At 55.3% G+C, this 19,411-nt stretch carries 17 protein-coding genes and 2 pseudogenes; 14 read left to right on the forward strand and 5 right to left on the reverse strand.

Features of this window, described 5'->3' with window-relative positions:
- Nucleotides 1-346: 346 nt before the first annotated feature.
- The 3 genes from AF337_RS13325 to AF337_RS13335 all read right to left on the reverse strand — a co-directional run bounded on the left by AF337_RS13325 (nt 347) and on the right by AF337_RS13335 (nt 2,703).
- On the reverse strand, nt 347-1,759 hold the full coding sequence (locus tag AF337_RS13325) for an NAD(P)/FAD-dependent oxidoreductase (protein ID WP_049732467.1): 1,413 nt from the start codon (nt 1,757-1,759) through the stop codon (nt 347-349).
- Between the two features lie 204 nt (nt 1,760-1,963).
- Entirely contained in the window at nt 1,964-2,356 is a 393-nt protein-coding gene (locus AF337_RS13330; protein WP_237350510.1) for a DUF2243 domain-containing protein, read from the reverse strand.
- An 86-nt stretch (nt 2,357-2,442) separates the two neighbouring features.
- The gene (locus tag AF337_RS13335) at nt 2,443-2,703 is read right to left on the reverse strand and encodes a DUF982 domain-containing protein (RefSeq protein ID WP_041684018.1); all 261 of its coding nucleotides are present in this window, start codon (nt 2,701-2,703) and stop codon (nt 2,443-2,445) included.
- 660 nt (nt 2,704-3,363) lie between these two features.
- Here AF337_RS13335 and AF337_RS13340 point away from each other — a divergent pair.
- The 9 genes and pseudogenes from AF337_RS13340 to AF337_RS45375 all read left to right on the forward strand — a co-directional run bounded on the left by AF337_RS13340 (nt 3,364) and on the right by AF337_RS45375 (nt 11,021).
- Nucleotides 3,364-4,191 (forward strand): type IV toxin-antitoxin system AbiEi family antitoxin, encoded by an 828-nt coding sequence (locus AF337_RS13340; RefSeq protein WP_012489408.1) that lies wholly within the window; start codon nt 3,364-3,366, stop codon nt 4,189-4,191.
- The gene (locus AF337_RS13345) at nt 4,188-5,048 is read left to right on the forward strand and encodes a nucleotidyl transferase AbiEii/AbiGii toxin family protein (protein ID WP_012489407.1); all 861 of its coding nucleotides are present in this window, start codon (nt 4,188-4,190) and stop codon (nt 5,046-5,048) included. The genes AF337_RS13340 and AF337_RS13345 overlap by 4 nt, the downstream gene beginning before the upstream one ends.
- 161 nt (nt 5,049-5,209) lie before the next feature.
- Entirely contained in the window at nt 5,210-7,021 is a 1,812-nt protein-coding gene (locus AF337_RS13350) for an ATP-dependent nuclease (RefSeq protein WP_012489406.1), read from the forward strand.
- Nucleotides 7,018-8,802, forward strand: a complete 1,785-nt coding sequence (locus AF337_RS13355) for an ATP-dependent helicase (RefSeq protein ID WP_012489405.1) — start codon at nt 7,018-7,020, stop codon at nt 8,800-8,802. The genes AF337_RS13350 and AF337_RS13355 overlap by 4 nt, the downstream gene beginning before the upstream one ends.
- Nucleotides 8,803-9,037: 235 nt before the next feature.
- Nucleotides 9,038-9,292: a type II toxin-antitoxin system HicA family toxin gene (locus AF337_RS13360; RefSeq protein ID WP_010053144.1), complete on the forward strand. Its 255-nt coding sequence runs from the start codon at nt 9,038-9,040 to the stop codon at nt 9,290-9,292.
- Nucleotides 9,289-9,645, forward strand: coding sequence for a type II toxin-antitoxin system HicB family antitoxin (locus tag AF337_RS13365; RefSeq protein WP_049732468.1), 357 nt, complete (start codon nt 9,289-9,291; stop codon nt 9,643-9,645). The genes AF337_RS13360 and AF337_RS13365 overlap by 4 nt, the downstream gene beginning before the upstream one ends.
- Nucleotides 9,646-10,180: 535 nt before the next feature.
- Nucleotides 10,181-10,564 (forward strand): annotated as a pseudogene (locus tag AF337_RS13370) (DUF2726 domain-containing protein); the annotation flags it as partial.
- Nucleotides 10,565-10,614: 50 nt separating this feature from the next.
- Nucleotides 10,615-10,800, forward strand: a pseudogene (locus AF337_RS46500) (transposase); the annotation flags it as partial.
- Nucleotides 10,801-10,814: 14 nt separating this feature from the next.
- Nucleotides 10,815-11,021 (forward strand): transposase, encoded by a 207-nt coding sequence (locus AF337_RS45375; protein WP_082336800.1) that lies wholly within the window; start codon nt 10,815-10,817, stop codon nt 11,019-11,021.
- Between the two features lie 430 nt (nt 11,022-11,451).
- On the opposite strand, the gene AF337_RS46505 is transcribed toward AF337_RS45375, so the two are convergent.
- Nucleotides 11,452-11,727, reverse strand: coding sequence for a DUF1419 domain-containing protein (locus AF337_RS46505; protein WP_152971051.1), 276 nt, complete (start codon nt 11,725-11,727; stop codon nt 11,452-11,454).
- A gap of 217 nt (nt 11,728-11,944) precedes the next feature.
- Here AF337_RS46505 and AF337_RS13380 point away from each other — a divergent pair, with 217 nt between their 5' ends.
- The 3 genes from AF337_RS13380 to AF337_RS13390 all read left to right on the forward strand — a co-directional run bounded on the left by AF337_RS13380 (nt 11,945) and on the right by AF337_RS13390 (nt 15,350).
- Nucleotides 11,945-12,679 carry a transglutaminase-like cysteine peptidase gene (locus AF337_RS13380; RefSeq protein ID WP_082336801.1) on the forward strand — a complete coding sequence of 245 codons (735 nt, stop codon included), beginning with the start codon at nt 11,945-11,947 and terminating at the stop codon, nt 12,677-12,679.
- Nucleotides 12,680-13,156: 477 nt separating this feature from the next.
- On the forward strand, nt 13,157-13,885 hold the full coding sequence (locus AF337_RS13385) for a sugar transferase (protein WP_082336802.1): 729 nt from the start codon (nt 13,157-13,159) through the stop codon (nt 13,883-13,885).
- 139 nt (nt 13,886-14,024) lie between these two features.
- Nucleotides 14,025-15,350, forward strand: a complete 1,326-nt coding sequence (locus AF337_RS13390; RefSeq protein ID WP_049732470.1) for a UDP-glucose dehydrogenase family protein — start codon at nt 14,025-14,027, stop codon at nt 15,348-15,350.
- A 19-nt stretch (nt 15,351-15,369) separates the two neighbouring features.
- On the opposite strand, the gene AF337_RS13395 is transcribed toward AF337_RS13390, so the two are convergent.
- Nucleotides 15,370-16,602, reverse strand: coding sequence for a hypothetical protein (locus AF337_RS13395; protein WP_049732471.1), 1,233 nt, complete (start codon nt 16,600-16,602; stop codon nt 15,370-15,372).
- 134 nt (nt 16,603-16,736) lie between these two features.
- On the opposite strand from AF337_RS13395, the gene AF337_RS13400 reads away from it, so the two are divergent.
- Together AF337_RS13400 and AF337_RS13405 are read left to right on the forward strand one after the other, a co-directional pair.
- The gene (locus AF337_RS13400) at nt 16,737-17,858 is read left to right on the forward strand and encodes a glycosyltransferase family 4 protein (protein WP_049732472.1); all 1,122 of its coding nucleotides are present in this window, start codon (nt 16,737-16,739) and stop codon (nt 17,856-17,858) included.
- Nucleotides 17,788-19,401, forward strand: coding sequence for an oligosaccharide flippase family protein (locus tag AF337_RS13405; RefSeq protein WP_244471243.1), 1,614 nt, complete (start codon nt 17,788-17,790; stop codon nt 19,399-19,401). Before AF337_RS13400 ends, AF337_RS13405 begins: the two co-directional genes overlap by 71 nt.
- The last annotated feature ends 10 nt before the right edge of the window (nt 19,402-19,411 follow it).

Genomic DNA, 19,411 nt, shown 5'->3' on the forward strand with positions numbered 1-19,411 from the left:
CCGGGTCGTTGCCCTCGTCAGCTCGATTGTCGATGAAGAGATGGAAGAACAGAAGTAAGCATCCGAGAGGGCCACTCAGGCGGCTTGATCTGTCGGTGGCGTAAGAGGTATTTGTGGAACTTCAGTGGCTCAGCCGTGGCTGGGTAGGTTCGATTGGCAGCAGTCCGTCTGTGGATACAACCGGCACGATATCTGTATAGTCATTTATTGATGGGTTGTTATGACGATAGGGCTGGTTCGACTCTTGCTATGGGTGAACGTTCTAGGCTGTGTGATGCAGACAATTGGACTTAGGTTGTCGGCGTGAGAAACGATTGAGCGTAAAGTCTACAAGGCACCTCTGAGGCTAATAGCCTCGACGACTGTGCGTTCTGTTCGATGGCCGTAAACTCCGATCAACATCAGCGATGTGACAATCGTCGTGGTTATCGTCGATGTGATGAGGCTCCGCGCCGGGACCGTCATCGGCTCCCTCAGCCGTCTCATCGATGATCCGCGCGCCGCGTTGCCGCGTGAGGTACCGCCCTACCCACTGGATGGCGACAAGAAGGCGCTTCTCGAAGTTGATCAGGAGGTAGACATGGACAAGCGCCCAAAGCAGCCAGGCCGCCCTGCCTTTCAACGTCCATTTTCCAAAGTCGAAGACGGCGGCATTCCGACCGATCACCGCCGTATTACCGCGATTCTTGAATTTGAAACCTGAAACGGCTTTGCCCATTCGCAGGCTTTTTCCGAGATATGTGCCTTGCTGCTTGGCGACCTGCGCTAGACCTGGCAGGAGCTTCCCGTCCGCCCCGGTGAGCGCAGATGTGTCTCCAATGGCGTAGATGTCGTCGAACCCCAGGACACGAAGATGATCATCGACAGGGATCCGGCCACCCGCCAGTCCGGGTATCCCGAGCCATGAATGGGCGGGGGACGCCTTGACGCCCGCGCCCCATATGATCGATCCGGCGGGGACGAACTCACCTTCGATCTCGGCCCCATCCTCGCGAATATCCATCACCCGCCTGCCCGTGCGGACCTCGACGCCGATATTCTCGAGATAGGACTTGGCGTATGCAGAAAGATGTTCGGGAAAGGCGGCGAGTATCCGTGGTCCCGCCTCCACGAGTATCACTTTCAGATTGTAGGGCTGGAGGTTCCGAAAGTCGCGGCTGATCATGAAGCGACCGAGTTCGGAGATGGCGCCGGCCATTTCGACGCCCGTTGGTCCACCGCCGATGACAATGCTGGTGAGCAATGCCTGTTTCTCTGGCTCGCTCTTCGCTCGCTCTGCTTTTTCGAAGGCCAGAAGCAGCCGATGACGGATATGCCGCGCCTCATGAATGCTTTTTAGCCCGGGCGCGAACTGCCGCCATTCATCATGGCCGAAATAGTTGTAATCGGAGCCGGTGGCGATGACGAGCTTGGCGTAGGAAAGCGGGTCGCCATCAGAAAGTGACACCTTGTGCAACCGCGGGTCAATTCCGACGACCTCTGCCATGATCATGTTGATGTTCTTGAACCTGGCAAGCGTTTTGCGAATCGGTTCGGCAATGTCCGCCGGCGACAGGGCGGCGGTCGCCACCTGATACAGCAGCGGCTGGAAGAGGTTGTGATTGCGGCGGTCAACGACCGTGACATCATTATCTGGGGCGTTGCCCAGTTCCATGGCACAGGCCAGGCCGCCGAAACCGCCGCCGACGATGACGATGACGACATGGCGGGAGGCACGGTGTACGGCATCAAGGCCATTTCGGTCAGGATACGCAGTCATGGATGAGCTCCGTAGATCGCTAGGGATAGGTCGCGCGCTCGACCGGCGCCTCATGTCGGCAGGCCAAAGCACCGCAATGAGAGTAGGTGCTCAAGCGTGAGGTTTGGGCCGAAGAGAAGAAACGACCACACCGGTCGGGTCGCGAAGACAAGACCAAGACCGAACGCGGCCCAGATTATTGCCGTGCGGAGTTCACGAAGCACCTCAGACATGTCGTCGCCTCATGATCATTACGCCGATGGCGACCATCGCCCCACCCCAGGCAAGGAAGCCGATGTCCCAGAAGAGCAACTCTCCGCGAGGAGCGGTTTCGTTGACGTGGTGGAGGCCGAGAACCTGATGATCGACAATGCCTTCGATCAGGTTGAATGCTCCGAAGCCGATGAGCATTGTCGCGACGAGGTCGGCCGTCGACCAGCGGAAATGGCCGAGGCGACCGGACCGCCAAAGGATGAAGAGACCGGCGAGCACGAAGACGTAGGTACCAGAATGGAAGACGCCGTCCCAGAAGGTGTTCAGTTCAAGGTTCTCGATCGATGTGATCGGGTACCAGGAACTGAGCATATGATGCCACTGCAAAAGCTGGTGAAGAACAATGCCGTCGAAGAAGCCTCCGAGTCCGAGGCCCAAGAGCAGGCCGGCGGACAGTGGTAAGCTTCGTGCGGGCCGCCGCTCCAATCCTATCATCCCAGCACCCTAGCCGAGACTGCCGCTTCCACGAAAGCCTCGCGGGCAAGCTCCGGGCTGCCGCGCTTCGCGATCGCGTCGACGCAGCGGCGCTTGGCGACGGCGTATCCCGCTTGACTGGTCGAGGGCCAGCGATGGAGAAGCGCCGCCAATGCCGCGTCCGGCCCGTCAATACGTTCCCGCATGCCGTCGCCGATCCGGACGAAGACGGGCGATTGCCAGGTGACGTGGAAATCGACGTCGATGACCTTGTCCATTAAGGACCTCCATTCGTTTCGTCCCGACAAACCAGCGCAGGGGACGCGAGTTCCCTGGCCTCCGATTTGAGTGCGCAACCGAACGCGCCGCACAATTGCGCGACGCCACCTCCTTGCCTAAGAAGCTTATTGGTTGGGAGGCTAGACCGCAGTGCTCTACGTTGTAGGTCCGAAGCACCTTGCTCCGGAATTTAATGGACGCGACGATGGCAGATCTATCGCAGCGGTGAGCTCTCACGCCTGGACGGGAGTCTAATCGACGGCTCAGCAGTTCCAAGACGGCCGCCTTGAACGGATTCGGACCGCCGACCCTGTCGTTCCAGCAGCATTTATTTGTGCTAATTTTTATAAGCGGGACAATAACTCGCGTTTCAGGATTGCCGATCGAGAGCCAAGCACGGACTGATTGGTTTGCTTGTTCAAGACTGATTAATCGCCACGGTTGGCAGGCCTATTAGAATGGCTACTTCTGGCCTAACTGAGCATCTGAATGGTGAGAAAATTCGAGAAAATGGCGGCGGTCATCTACCCCGCGGCTGGCATTGGTGGCAACTACGCTAGTGAGTCATATTGCATTTTCCGCAATAAGGGCGGATTTCCGAGAATGATTCAGTTGCGGCATCATATTGAGTTTTCCGCGCTAAAAGCGGATAATGAGATATGATACAAATCGAACGACCCACACTGTCTTCCTACGCTTCTGGGCTACTTGCTGCGGGCCGGGGAGTTTTTTCTGCGGATGAAGCCCAGCAGGAGATCGGCATCAGCCGGGGCGCATTCCTTGACGCCGCCGAGCGTTTGCAGCGGCGCGGCCAGCTTATCCGACCCCGGCGCGGCTTTTATGTGGTTGTGCCGCCTCAGCACGCAGTCATGGGAGCGCCGCCGCCGGAGTGGTATATCGACGCCCTGATGCGCCACGAAAAACGGCCCTACTATGTGGGGTTGCTGACGGCCGCGGCCGCCTATGGCGCCTCCCACCAGGCCTCCATGGAATTTCAGGTCGTCACGAACAAACTCCTGCCCGATATTGAGGCTGGGCGAACGCGGATCGTGTTTTCATACCGCAAGGATATGGGAGCGGTATCGGCAGGAATCGAAGACCGCAAGACGCCTTCGGGATATATGAAGTTATCCTCGCCGGAACTGACGGCGTTCGACCTGGTACGCTATCCGCATTCCGGGGCTGGTCTGGACAATATTGCTACGGTGCTTTCCGAACTTGCCGGACAGTTGCAACCCAAAAAGCTTGCCTCCCTGTCGCGTGCTCTCGAGAAAGCGGTCGCACAACGCCTCGGGCATCTACTTGGGAGGCTGGGGCACTCGCAGATAGCGGAAGCGATGTTTGCAGCGCTATCTCCGCGTGGGCCGTTGCCATGGGTCGAACTCGACCCCAAGCAGGCCGGAGATCCAGATCTGTCGCCGCCGCCATCCGAACGCGATGAGCACTGGCGTGTGATCGTTCGCCGACCGCCGGAGATCGACGAATGATACCGCAGGACTACATCACCGCCTGGAATGGTGTGGTGCCGTGGGCAAGTCAACGGCAAGTCGAGCAGGATCTCATAATCAGCCGCGCGATTGTCGCCATCTTCTCCGATCCGTTCCTGCGTGACGAACTGCGCTTCCGCGGCGGCACTGCGCTCAACAAGCTGCACTTCCCCAAGCCGCTGCGCTATTCGGAAGACATCGACCTTGTGAGGACGACTGCCGGCCCTATCCGACCGTTACTGGAGCATCTGCAGGACGTTCTCGATTCGTGGCTAGGCAAGCCGCGTTTCGATCAAAGCCCGGTTGCGCCCAAACTTAAATACGCTGTCGAAGCAGAAGACAAGGCTTCTCCCGGTCCGATAAAACTCAAGATCGAAATCAACACACGCGAGCGTGAAGCTTACGATCCACCCATCGAGATTCCGTTTGGCGTCAAAAATCCGTGGTTCACCGGAACGGCTGCAATCCCGACCTTCTCTCGGGAAGAAATGCTGGCGACCAAGCTGCGTGCCTTGCTTCAACGCAACAAGGGCCGCGATCTGTTCGACCTTGACTACGCGCTCAGAGTGTTCGAGGGGCTGAACTCGGCCAGGATCGTCGAGTGTTTTCTGCTCTACCTTGAGAAAGGAGAGGTAGCGATTTCCAGAGCCGAGGCGCAGCAGCGCATGTTCCAGAAACTCGTCAATCCGGGCTTCTTCACTGACATGGGCCCGCTGCTTCCGACAGATCTCGCCAAGGTTCTGACCGAAGAAACGCTTAAGGCCGCGTTTTCTAGGGTAATGAAGGAACTGATCGACCGGATGCCCGGCGACGAGTGGGCGAAGGCGGGGGAAATGCGAAAACGGTTCGGGCTGTAAACCAGCTTAAAGCGTCGGGATTGTGTGACGCGCTCGCTGGAACAGCGCCACTATGTGAGCTTCGTTTTACAGCAAAGCGGCATCGCGCACCAGCTCTTCTCGGTGTACACTTTTCGCGGGTAAATCAATTGCTGGACTGAGTCGGCGGAACAGGACTTCTCGTGCGCGTAGCAAGGATCGTTATTAAGAATTTTCGGACGTTTCAACGCCTTGACGTCAATGTCGAAAACGATCTCTGCTGTATCATAGGTGAGAACAATACCGGAAAAACCGCAATTCTGCGGGCCATTCAGATCTGCCTTGATATTTCGCTTCCGTCGACTTTGCGCTCGCTTCTCCGAGAAGACATCAACGCCAATGTGGATATCTCGATACCCACACAGGTCCTAATTGGGGTCGAATTGACAGGTTTCGAGGGAATTGTGAATGAAGAGGCTCTAGTCAGCACGTGGAAGACGGGCACCGACCGCGCGAGGATCTTTTACCGATTCCGACCCAAGCCTGGGGTTCGCGAGCAACTCGCGAGCGGTGCTATCCAATCCGGTAGCTTGACGCTGGACGATTACGCCTGGGAGATCCGCGGAGGAGGAAACCCGGCGATCGATCTCCTCGACCTCGAGTGGAACGAAGATGGCGTTGGGGAAGCAGTGCGATTTGCCGATCTTCAGTCGTTCCTTGTTATCCATCTGCCGGCCCTTCGAGACGTCGAGGGCGATTTGCGCAATCCACGTCAATCGCCATTGATCAAGCTGATCGAGTCCTTCGAGATTCCAAAGGAAGAGCAGGAGGAGCTGATCCAGATCCTGGATGAAGCAAACAATCTGATCGCGAAATCGAAAACCATTTCCGATGTAGCTCAGGCGATCGATTCGCGCTTCAAAGACGTCTCGGGTCCAGCTTTCGAGATGGGTGCAAAGCTAGGGCTCTCGGCGGCCACGTTTCGGGCCATCCTGCGCAATCTCAAACTTATCCTGTCGGATACGTCTCTCCAGGAGTTCGAACCAGGCCGTAACGGCTTGGGGATGAACAACATCCTTTATATCTCGATCCTCATCGAATATCTCAAACGGCGCATTGCCGGCGGAAACTCTTCAGGACAGCTCATCCTTATCGAGGAACCCGAGGCTCACCTGCATCCCCAGCTTCAATATTCTCTCATCTCTGCACTAAACTCGATCGGCGTTCAGACGGTTCTCACGAGCCACAGCACCCATGTGACGTCGCAGGTTCCCCTCAAGACAATCGTATCGCTCACAAAACGAGGCGATGCCAGCATCGCGGCTGGCAATCTCGCCTTGAATGCGAAATTGACGTCCGGCGAAATTTCCGACCTAGAGCGCTATCTAGACTCGACGAAAAGCAGCCTTCTCTACGCGAGGAAGGTCATGCTGGTCGAAGGGGCCGCCGAGCTATTCTTGATACCCGCTCTCATCGAAAGTGTGCACAAGGTAAAGCTGGAGCGTGTCGGCATTTCATTGACTCCGATCCACGGTGTTCACTTCGACGTCTATGCCAAACTTTTCGCGCACGGCTCCTTGGAAAAGAAATGCGCGATCGTGGCGGACGCAGATCTCATTCCATCAGATGCTACCGCGCTTGATTTCAACCCGGACGACTCTGCCCCCGACCTGATGGCGCTCGAGAACGATTTTGTTCAAGTCTTTCTTGGAGCAACGACCTTCGAACGCGAGCTTACAACCAAGGGCCTTTTGCCAATGCACATCGCGGCCGCAGAGGCATTGGGTGCACCGAAAATTCATGAGGCCTTGTCCTCCGGCTATGCCAAACTATGTTCGGGATCTCTGCAGCTCGATGATGAAGTCAAGCTCCGGGTGGAACTCGGGGGAGCCGTGCTGAACACCGCCAAGAGATTTGGCAAGGCGCGCTACGCTCAGGTCGCCGCACGTTTTGCCGATCATGCGAACGAGCTCCCTGAATACATCCAACAAGCGTTTGAATGGCTCTCAGAATGATCTCGCTGACCGAGGAGCAGCAGTCGGCCGTCGAGGTGGAAAAACACCTGCTGCTTGCCGCCTGCCCCGGCAGCGGCAAGACCCGCGTGATCCTCGCAAAGCTTCTTGGGCTTGCCGATACCGTCGAGAAATCCCCCCGATTTATCGGTTGCATAACCTACACAAATGCGGCCGTGGATGAGATTGAATCGCGCCTGCGGGTCTACGGAACGAACACGAGCACTGAAAAGTGCGATGTTTCAACGATCCACTCGTTCTGCCTTCAACACATTCTGAGGCCTTACAGCTGGCTCGTTGCTGAGTTGCCGCCAACTTTCAAGGTTTTGACACGGGAAATCGCGGATTTCGAGCAAATCGTAGAGGCGGTAGAGGACCACTTCGGTCGCGCCACCATGGCAAGAACCTTCGACGATTACGAATCTCTGCGAGTCGACGTCCATGGCGAGCCGGCAGGTGACGGTTTTGAGCATGGTATCGTGACGCGCGATTCCGCCATTTTGTACTGGGAATTCGTCCGCGCGCGCGGCTTTCTTGATTTCGCGATGATCCTTTTTTACTCGCTCCGTATTCTGCGCGAACATCCATTTGTTGCCAGAGGAATCGCGGCACGCTTTGAATGGCTCTTGGTCGACGAGTTTCAAGACACTACCGACGTTCAGCTGGCGATTTTTCGCGAGCTGCACCGCCACCTGACCACGAAATTCTTTATGGTCGGCGACCACAACCAGTCAATCATGAGCTTTGCCGGTGCCCGCCCCGATTTGGCGCAAGAATTTGCGACCGAGATTGGCGCCGAGCTAGACTATTCGCTGACTGCAAATTTTCGGTCCGCGCCCGGCGTCGTCAATACAGCGCACACCTTGATCGCGACCAATCCTCGCATGCATTCGGAAGGAAAAGCGAAGGATTTTGATGCCAAGGTTACCTACGTTCATGTCTCCCAACCCCTCAACGCAATCACCGAGCATTTTCTGCCTATGCTGCAGGACGAAGGTATCGAGCTCGGAAACGCGGCCGTTCTCGCGCCGTGGTGGACGCACCTCATACCCGTAGCGCGTGCGTTAAGGGAGTTTGATATCCCTGTTTTCGGGCCGGGTGCGAGGCCATATAGACGACGACGCCTGCTCGCCGGCTTGGCCGAACAACTTGGGGCCTGTGCCGAGTCGGAGCATTTTCTCGGCCTTCCAGGCGTTGAGAAAGCGCTCTTCAGGCTTATAGGCGACATCACGGGCGCGACGCGGTTTGACGTCTTCAGCTATGCGGGACGTCGGACCGCACTGGCATTGATCTATCGCGCACGAGCTTGCGCGACGGCTCATCCTGGTGGAAAGGCTTGGCTTTATCAAATCGCGGCTGAAATCGCGGAGCAGCTGTATACTGACGGCTGGGTCCCGGCCCCGCCGACAGCGCTCCTTGAAGCGTCAGCGGATGAGATGGTTCGGGACATGCGGGCAAATCGCGTGGACCTTGAAAACCTCGCTATTTCTGACATGGGGCTGTTTGCCAACCCGGAAAAAGCTCTCAAGTTGATTACGATGCACAACTCTAAGGGTCGCGAATTCGATGCGGTCGCATTGATCAGCATGAACTACGGCCACCTTCCTCATTTTTCGAGCACCACCCAAGAGCAGTACGATGAAGCGCGGCGACTGTTCTATGTGGGCATCACTCGTGCAAAAAAAGTTTTGCTTGTCGCATCCGATTTCTCCGACAGGCGTAATCGGCCCTGCCCGTTCATCACCGAAGCAGGGCTGATGTTGGGGGGCTCGGAAGATTGGTAACCTTAGCCAACTTCTACGGCCGAAGTCGAAGGATGCGCGGTTTACGCTATTCAGGAGATTAGTTGCACGCAACATCAGCGGATAAACCGTTTCATCGTCAAATGAAGGTCTTGAAGGGATACGAACTGCCGACCCGTGATTATCGCCCCACCACGCCCCCGTTCGACCTTTGGGATGAATTTGGCTGTTGAAGTTTGTGCTTGCATAATCAGCAAGCGTCTCTATATTTGCTAGCATGAACAGCAAGCAGAGAAAGACTCTCGCGGCGGTCTTCAAGGACCCGGTCTCGGGAACCATTGAATGGGCCGCTATAGAGAATCTGCTTGTGGCTGCCGGAGCCGACCTCATTGAGGGGAATGGTTCCCGCGTTAAGTTTGAAAAAGACGGGATCATTGCGAGCTTCCATAGACCACATCCGGCCAAGGAAGCAAAGCGTTATCAGGTGCGCGATGCTCGCGAGTTCCTGATGCAGATTGGAGTAACGCCATGAACATCATGACCTACAATGGATATCACGCTCGCATCGAATTCGACGCTGAGGACGATGTGTTTTTCGGCAGGATTGCAGGTATCTCCGATGTAATCGGCTTTCACGGTGACAGTGTCGCTGAACTTAAGAGAGCCTTCCATGAGGCAGTCGATGACTACCTGGAGACCTGCAGGAAAATCGGCAAAGAGCCTCAGCGACCCTATTCTGGTAAGATGATGTTTCGTGTCGCTCCCGAAGTCCATCGCCGAGCAGCTCTTGCTGCTGAGCTTTCGGGAAAGAGTCTGAACCAGTGGGCAGAAGAGGTGCTGGAAGAGGCCGCCGACCATTATGCCGAGGCGCGCTTGCCGGCGTAGTTCCCTTCACAGTACCGCCCATCGGCGTGTCCAATGAGCCTATCCAGCAATCATGAGCCAAAATCTTGTACCAAATCGCTTGAGATATCACTCTAACCGTCTGAAAAATTGATGCATTTTGTTTGGCTCAATCAGCCTCTCGAACCAAGAATTGAGCCAAACGCGGCAAGGCGGCAGGCTCCCGCCGACCCGCGTTCCTACATGGAAAGTTGCAAAAGCTGGTGAAGTGACGACGCTGGGGCACTTTGAAGACACGGTTTTCCGTGTTCCGGTCGATCCATTATGCGATCTTTTTAGCCCAGAACGTGAACACCGTGGCAACCAGCCTGGCACTGAATCTAAAGCTTGTGCCAGCGATGAAGGAATCCTGGCTGAAGCGGATGTCGACTAGTCGCTAGAAACAAAATCGATCCCTCGCGAACAGGAAATTGACCGTCGGGTAGACGTCTGCGATGTGGAGACTTCATTCTTTTGGATAACTTTCCGCGCGCCGGAAAAGCGTCATACTATCTTGGCGGGAAATCCGGAGAGGGGCATGCAATATCGCCAAAGGTCGGTGCTGTTCGCAGCACCTTGGCTGATCATCGGAGCTGCCGCAGTCGGCGCTTCAGGCGGCATAACCATTGCAGGCTTTGAAAAGCCCGAACTCCTGATCGCCGCGCTCTTCGTGGGCATTATCATCGGCATGGCCGTTGAGCACTCCTTAACCGCGACGAGCAGACAGGCGTGGAGAGAGAGAAACAGGTCGCGATCGAAGGAAAGGCGCTGGAACGATCGTGTCATACATGGCTCCTGGCTTCAGACCCCAGCTGCTCAGCCATCGCGGCCAATCGATGCCACGGATCAACTGCGTATCGTGATGGGCTCGAAGTTCACCATCCAGCCATTGCTGAACAAGAGTGAAGCCCGAGTGTTTCGATAACTCGACAGTGTCATGATCGGCTGCAATCCGTCATAAAGGATCAGGCGCTGGGGCGCTCCCGAGGTGGACTGACCACCAAGATCCATATGCTGACCGATGCGCTGGGCCGACCGTTACGGTTCATTGTGACTGCCGGTCAGGTCGGCGACATCACGCAAGCGCCGGCTCTTCCCAAGGACCAGAGCGGCGATGCCATTTTGGCTGACAAGGCCTATGCCAGCAATGCCTTGCGGGAAACGATTCCGACATGGGAGCCGAGGCGGTCATCCCCTCCAATCGCTCGCGCGAGATCATCATCGCACACGATGAAGTCGTCTACATCAATCGCAACCGCATCGAGCGCTGCTTCAATCGAATGAAGCACTTCCGCCGCTTCGCCACGCGATACGACCGCAGAACCGTCCACTTCCAAGGCTTCGTCTATCTCGTCGCCACAATGATATGGCTTCGATGAATGTCGATTCGTCCTAGCGAGACAACGTTTAGAGGATTGTCCGATCGCTCGGCGATTTTGCCAGTGCGTCGGCCGACTATTATCCAGTTCTAAGCTAGATCTTGTCGGGCGCTGAATGGCAGTTCTTCAGCCATCCGTTCTCCCGCTGTCTCGAACTGATTTATAGCTCACAGCAGTATTCTCAAGCCCGCTCCCAGTTTCATTGTTTAGTAACCGGATAGTGTCAATATATGTTTTAGCCATTGCGACCTTAGCGAGCAGCAGTTGTGTTGGCGAGGTCCGGCGTCCCGATCGAAACGGGGCGCCGGACCGATGTACGACCGTCAGATTGCGGGCACCTTCCGGGACCGTTAAAAGATGATCTGGCGCCAGTGCAATATGGCACTCCTTGCAGTGTTGCCTCAGCACTGGCAACGGCGCCGGACCGATTTCACCTTTGGAAAGATGCTTGCAGGCATAAAACCAGTGTGTCCCTAGCCGTGGAAATGACGGATCGCCTCGTCGATGTCCAACGTGAGGAACCCCTGGTCACGGAGCCGGTCAGGTTATGCATGGCGATCATCGTGCCGGGGATCCAAAGCGGCGACACAATGTCGAACATAGAATCGCGTTCGTGCTCGCCGATTTCAAACCGTCCCCTGGCATCGAGCGACGTGGCGTTATCCCCAAAGCAGTTCGGCAGCTCAATCGAACATCCGGCGGCGATAAGTGACGCGTTGCAAAAGGCACGAAACCGTCATTGCAATTGGGGATTGTAGCGGCAACTTGACGATTTGGCCCCACGCGCCAATTTTCTGGCGTGGCCTGCGCCTAAAGCGAGCCTCAAGGCTTCAAAAAGAGACATTTTGCTCAAATTTTAGTGGTTTCTCGCACGAAATATCCAGAGAGCACATGCATGGTGGGCCCATCAAAGAGGACGGGCAATGGCCAAGTTTAGAAGGATATCAATTGGAACGAAGGCAACAATCGGAGCGGCCGCAGCGATTGTTGCCGCAACGAGCCCTCTCAATGCAACGGGGTTAAGCGCTCTGACGCGGACTAGCGGAAACAACTTAGTACGAGTCGGAGAAGGACCAAAGACGCTTGCTCCCTTTGCAAGCGTTGTTTTCTGCATGCAGCACAAGGATCAATGTGTCAGCACGGGCGGTCCGTCGATTATGGAGCTCGACAAAAACCGCAAGTCGCAGCTCATCTCAATAAACAATTCCGTAAATCACACTGTACGTCCGGTCAATGACAAGCCCGGAGCGGACGTCTGGAGCATGGACGTTACCGCAGGCGATTGCGAGGACTTCGCGCTAACAAAACGCCAAAAACTCATGCAATTGGGTTGGTCCTCAGGATCTTTGAGAATTGCTGTTGCTATAACCAACAACGGCGAGGGACACGCTGTGTTGATCGCTAGAACCTCTGAAGGCGATCTAGTTCTGGATAACCGCTTCGACAGCATCAAGGACTGGCGTAAGACGGACTTACGCTGGGTCATGGCACAGACAGGAGACAATCCTAAGTACTGGGCCAAAGTGAAGGCCGATGTGGAAGAGCCACAACTTGTTTCAGCCAGAGTAGCCGTGTCGGAGACAGCTGAAATCAATCGTAGCAATGCCCATGGCGAACACCGGTCGAACATCGCTATGACTTTCGCCTATTTTCAATAGATCCTCTAGTCGGCGAGCCGCGACGACCGGCAAGGGGTGCGCCTCTTCAAATCATCGGAGTGTCCGCCACGGCGGAATCAGCAGCCCCTTCCCTGCCCGCGAACCAGATTGCCAGGCGTCGGGAACGGTCAGCCTCAGTCGCGCTCTTTCACCACGGGCTCTATCCGAGTTCCCCCACGATCCTACGCCGTAGAGTTCGCGGTTAACCAGTCGATCTCAAAATTCAGCCTGGCGATCAGTGTTAAGACTCTTTGGTTGATCGGATTTTCGATTTTTGACGCCCATTTCTGCACTCCTCCGGCAAATAAATACCAGTCGAGATTTTATCCTGAGCTTGGGCGTATTGAGGTTAAATCGCCGCACAAAAATAAGCCCAAAAAAAGCGCCTCAGTTATTAACCAATGATTAACTTTAAAGGTGACCTGGGCTGAGAATGCAAGTAAAGGAGGCACGAATCGGATTGGTATAAGAGCGAATATGTCGACGATAACAACGAGAGATAGTGATAATAATATTTTTTCAAAGTTTACCAATGAAGAAAATATCCCATCGGATAGCGTTGATGTTCTGGATTTTGGACAAGCGGCAGCTCGCCCTGCTTGTTGGGATTTCTTCCTCAAGAGGCTCTTCGATATTTATGCATCTTTCACGGCATTGCTAATACTGGCGCCGGTTCTAATCGTCATCGCGGTGCTTATTAGGCTTGAGACGCAGGGCTCCCCGCTGTTTTCGCAAACAAGATGGGGTAAAGACGGTAAGAAGATCACCGTGTACAAATTTCGGTCGATGCGGTCAGAAGCATGTGATCCGAGCGGCGTTATTCAAACGGTCGAGAACGATCCGCGCATAACGTTTCTAGGCAGGATTTTGCGCAAAACAAATTTGGACGAACTACCACAACTTTTCAATGTGCTTCGTGGGGATATGTCGCTCGTAGGCCCAAGATGCCACGCAATCGGCATGCTCGCTGGCGGGATGCTCTATGAAGAGCTCGTCCCAGCCTACCATCGGCGCCATTTAATGCGCCCCGGCCTCACCGGGCTCGCTCAGATGCGTGGCCTTCGAGGACCGACCGATCGGCCCGCCAAAGCCCGCGCCAGAATAAATGCGGACCTTCACTACATTGAAAATTTCGATTTTTGGCTCGACATGAAGATCATCGTTGGAACGATCGTCAGTGAACTGCGGGGCGGAAACGGCTTCTAATTCCGTTAGACCGCCGAGACCGGCGACGTAGTGGCTCGCAGACAAGTACGGCAACGCTGCATCACCTAAGTTGCGATGCGTTTGACCGCTCCAGCTTTCCCGCATCAGCCCAGATTTTGGATCAACAGAAGGACTATCAATGCGTATTGTAATGATTGGTTCGGGTTACGTCGGCCTTGTGTCCGGCGCCTGCCTTGCGGATTTCGGTCACCACATCACCTGCGTGGACAAGTCCGAAGCCAAGATCGACGCCCTCGAGCGTGGCGAAGTGCCGATCTTCGAGCCGGGTCTCGATGCGATCATCGAACATAACAGGGCGGCCGGCCGCCTCCACTTCTCTAAGGATCTGGCGGCCCCCATCGCCGCCGCCGACGCAGTGTTCATCGCCGTCGGCACGCCGTCGCGCCGCGGCGACGGTCACGCCGACCTGAGCTACGTATATGCCGCCGCCCGCGAGATCGCAGCTGCAGTTACCGGCTTCACGGTCATCGTCACTAAGTCCACCGTTCCGGTCGGCACCGGCGACGAAATCGAGCGCATCTTCCGCGAAGAATTTCCGGGCAAGGACATCGCCGTCGTCTCGAACCCCGAGTTCCTGCGCGAAGGCGCTGCGATCACCGATTTCAAGCGCCCCGACCGCATCGTCATCGGCTCAGAGGACGCACGCGCCACCGAGGTCATGCGCGAAGTCTACCGTCCGCTCTATCTCAACGAGGCGCCACTATATTTCTGCGAGCGCCGCACCTCCGAGTTGATTAAGTATGCCGCCAACGCCTTCCTGGCGATGAAGATCACCTTCATCAACGAAATCGCCGACCTCTGCGAGCAGATCGGCGCCGACGTGCAGAAGGTCGCCAAGGGCATTGGCATGGACAAGCGCATTGGCGACAAGTTCCTGCATGCCGGTCCAGGCTATGGCGGTTCCTGCTTCCCGAAGGATACGCTCGCCCTCGTCAAGACGGCGCAGGATTATGACAGCCCGATGCGCCTGATCGAGACGACGGTTGCGATCAACGATAACCGCAAGCGCGCCATGGGCCGCAAGGTTATCGCCGCTTGCGGCGGCAGCGTTCGCGCCAAAAAGATCGCCGTTCTCGGCCTGACCTTCAAGCCGAATACCGACGACATGCGCGACGCCCCCTCGATCACCATTATCCAGGCGCTTCTCGATGGTGGTGCAACCGTGCACGCCTATGACCCCGAAGGCATGGAAGCCTCCAAGGGCATGCTTGGACCGGTAGTCTACGGCAAAGACCCTTATGAAACCGCGGAGGATGCCGATGCGATCGTCATCGTCACCGAATGGGACGAGTTCCGGGCCCTCGACTTCAAGCGCCTGAAGACCACAGTCAAAGCGCCCACCATCGTCGATCTGCGCAACATCTACCCTGCCGCCGAAGTCAACCGTCACGGCTTCAGCTATTTCGCCGTTGGCAAGAAAAGCAGCGCAAACAAAGCTAGCTGAGGAACTCGCGGGGGCCGAATTACATTTGGGCCTCGCACCCTCGATAAGGCGCACCGCCCATCTTGAGATGGGCATTGCACAATGAAACAGCGATCGAATATCGCCCGTCTGGCGCTTTTGCAAAAGGGGTCTCGGGCAGAACGAACGCCCGCGCTCCCGAAGACCGTTCCAAAGTTTGTACGCTTTCTGGGGGACTGTCCACGATAGCACCCCCGCCCGATCGAACCTCATTTACAATTCTGGCGTCAACTTCATTCCGCTGAGCCGGGCGTGAGCCAGCGTACTGGAGAACCGACCCGGTGATTTCTACGTCATTTCCTCGCTCCATTGTCAGCGTATCGAAACCGGTTTTGCAGTCAGAACCCGGATAAATCGAGTCGCGGGACGCATCATCAACAAATTCGTACTGGGAAAGCTTCCTGTAGGTGCTTGGTCCAGGCATGAGAACGTTATCTCGGAGACGAACCGGATATTTCCCGGCTGTGCAATCTAAAAATACTTCAGTACTCCTTTTGCCCGGATCGTAGACGACGGAGTTTGACAGCGAAACAACCGTCCTGGGACTAATTCTCGGGTTTCGGTCGTTGTTATGTGCGAACAATACCCCGGAAATATCAATATCGAACACGTCCGATCCAATCAGCAGACCCATCGAATGATTTCCCTTGGGATGACCCGCCGCTCGCAAAGCTTCAGATATAATTGAGTTTCTGATCTGAACATTGTTGGTGCCAGCATGCCAGACGCTGAGGTTCTCATCGATCGCCCAACTCACGCTGACATTTTCCACAACCACGTTTTGAATCGCACCACCGTATTTCGCGGGGTTTCCGCCAATCGCGATACCATCTCTGACGCCTGAAACCTCAGGATCGCTTGACGGGCCCGGTCGTACCGAGACGTGGCGAATACAGACGTCATGGCTATGTACGCGAAGCGTCCCACCAACAAGCGTTACTCCCGGCTCAGGCGCCGTCTCGCCGGCCAAGGTTACGAACGGGGTCCGCAAGTCGATATCAGACTCAAGCCTGATTGTGCCGCCGACATCGAAGATAATTATCTTGGCTCCAGACTTTCTCACTGCATCATCAAGGCTCCCGCTCCCTTTAGGAGCGAGCGTTGTTACACGGACGATTTTGGCTCCCGGTTGAAGACCGCATTGAGAATTCGGTGCAAACTCCTCTGCTCGGAGGGGCGAAAAGGCGACTACCGTGGCGATCAAAATAGCCGAAAATGCCGAAAATGCTTTCATATAAATTATCTTTCGCAAACGTTGTGTAGAAGCATCCTTGGGGAGTGTTTTATTCACTTGTTTATATTAGAGCACGTCTATTGTCCCAATTGAATTTGTCGCACCCAAACCTTACCGAGGATGCTGGTCCCTACATGCCGACTTTGACTTTTTTTCTTTCGCTGTCTGGATCGTTAACCGCTTGGAAAAAGGCTGGCATTCTCGATCGAGAAATTCTCCATCTCAGCGAATATATAAGGGCTGGCGTGTTCGATAAAGTTAATATCTTCAGCTACTCGCGCTCCGACCTTACGCTTTTAAGTGATTTGCGGGCCGCGGACTCGGTTTACGAAAAGTTTGATGTTCTCGTGCCTTCACGCAAGGCGACCAAACCGGTAGTTCTTTTGCATTCAATCTTCGGACCATTGCATCACTACCGTCGGATTGCGGCGTCTGCCGCGCTCAAAACCAATCAGATAAGTGGCAGTTGGGCAGCGCTAATTGCGAGAGTGTGTACGCGACGGCCCCTCCTGCTTAGATTTGGGTACATCCTTTCCCGGCGGTTTCGCCTGAATGGCCAGCGTTCGGCGGCGTTCCTCGCACGCCTGGTCGAGCGGATCGGACTTCGGCTCGCTGACGCCGTAGTAGTAACTTCAGAACAGGCCGCGGCGGAAATTCGCGGACGCACGGATTCCTCATCGAAAGTTCACCTTGTGCCGACCTATGTCGATACTGAGCTTTTTGCGCCGGGAAATGCGGTCGAACAAAATGGGCGATTTATCTACGTTGGCCGGCTGACTCCGCAAAAGAACCTCGCGAATCTGATACGCGCCGCCCAACGCGGCGGGTTTGAGATCGATATGTTCGGCGAAGGTCCGCTTAAGGGGGATCTCGCGGCACTCGCTGAAGCGCTCGGCGCTAAAGTGAGACTCTTGGGCAGTATACCGAACACAGAGCTCGCTGGCACGATGAAGAATTATCGCTATTTTGTATTGCCAAGCTTGCACGAGGGCTTGCCCAAGGTTTTGCTGGAAGCAATGTCAACCGGCTTGATTTGTGTGGGGACAAACATTCCCGGCACGAGCGATCTCATAAAAGACGGCGTGACCGGCTATCTTTCGGACGGAACGACCGATCTCGAACTCGCTGATGCCCTCCAAAGAGCTTCCGAAGGGAAAAACACCGGCTCGGCTGCGCGTGCTTTAATTGAAGAACGCTACGGCATACGCCGTTACATCGAGCAGGAAGCCGCAATATTCGAAAGTGTTTTCAACTGACATGTCGATAAAGGCAAAATCCCTATCAGGTATTGGCTGGTTATCATTTGCCAATTCGGCTAACCAATTAACGACACTTGTCGTTTTCGTCATACTCGCCCGTCACTTAACGCTGGAGCAGTTCGGCTTGGTGATGCTCGCAGTCCTGATCAACAACGTCTTCACAATCGTATTCAAGGAGGGAATTGTCGACTTCATCATCCGAAGTGACGATGATCCTGGTGGCGACACCACGGCCACCGCTTTCTGGCTTCTTTTGATGTTGGCTGCCCTATGCGTGGCAATTCAAAGCGGTGTGATAGCACCGTTTGTCGACCATTTCTTCAGCGCAGACACGTCGGTGTACTTGGCCGCCATGTCACCAATTATCGTTCTGAACGCAATGAGTGTCGTTAACCTCGCCAATGCCCGAAAGAAATTCAACTTCAAGATCTCGGCTCTTCGGAACTTCATCAACGGGCTGTTGACCGGCATTGTGGCAATCGTCATGGCCTTGCTAGGATATGGCGCATGGTCGCTCATTATTTCCAGGGTCGCCGGCGCCCTCGGATCAGCTGTGATCCTTTGGCATGAGGAACCGTATCGGCCCCAATTGATATTCAATGTCAAGCACGCAAAACGCATTGTATCCTATTCGGCACCAATTCTTCAATTCCGGCTTTTAAGTTATCTGTCGGGCCGCATGCCTGAGTTTCTTCTTGCTGCCTTCGCTGGTCCAGCCGCGTTGGCAATCTACCGGGTCGGTGGACGATTGATCGAGGCGGTCAATTCGCTCTTGCTGGATTCAATCGCAAACGTCCTCGTCACAACTTTTGCCAAGCTCCGCGAACGGGACACCATTGAGCCCTATATACGCGTGACATCAGCGCTTCTCGCGATCCTTGCTCCGATTTATGTCGGATGCGGTGCTATCGCTCCTGAGTTGACACATGTTCTGTATGGCGAGAAATGGGCGGAGAGCAGCATCGTTTTAACATTTCTGTCCCTTCAGATCGTACCGGCCGTTCTAAAGATGGTCGCGATAACGCTGTTCAAAACTCGTGACCGCACTTCAAAATTGAGGACACTCGGCATTCTGGATATCGTTTCTTCCGCTCTGTTCGCATTGACAGCGACGACCGGCAGTCCTTCAACAGTGGCAGCCGCGGTTGTCATAAGCGCTTTCCTGACTTGTGTGTTCTATCTGGCGGCCAGCCAGAAGGCATTTGGGATCTCGGGGGCATCCGTCGTCAAAGGAGGCTCGCCGTATTGTATCGCAAGCTTGGCGATGTTTGCCGTTGTCTACCCCCTGGCAGGGTTGCTATTGTCGCACATGCCGCCGCTTGCTGCGGCAATGGTCGCAGCCCTAATAGGCGCCCTGATTTATGCTGCGATCATCCTTGTTTTTTTCAGAAAACAGTCGCTGAGCCTGCTAGCCGAATTATTGTTTTTGCTGCCCACTCGTCTCAAAAAGCTTTTCGTAAAACGCGAGATTATGCCGGCGGAAGAAGGCAAAAAAGTAAGCGGCGTCCCCACCCCACCTTCCAGATCATCTAGTGATTGACGATGTTGAG

This window comes from Rhizobium ecuadorense, from assembly GCF_001187535.1.
Lineage (GTDB): Bacteria > Pseudomonadota > Alphaproteobacteria > Rhizobiales > Rhizobiaceae > Rhizobium > Rhizobium ecuadorense.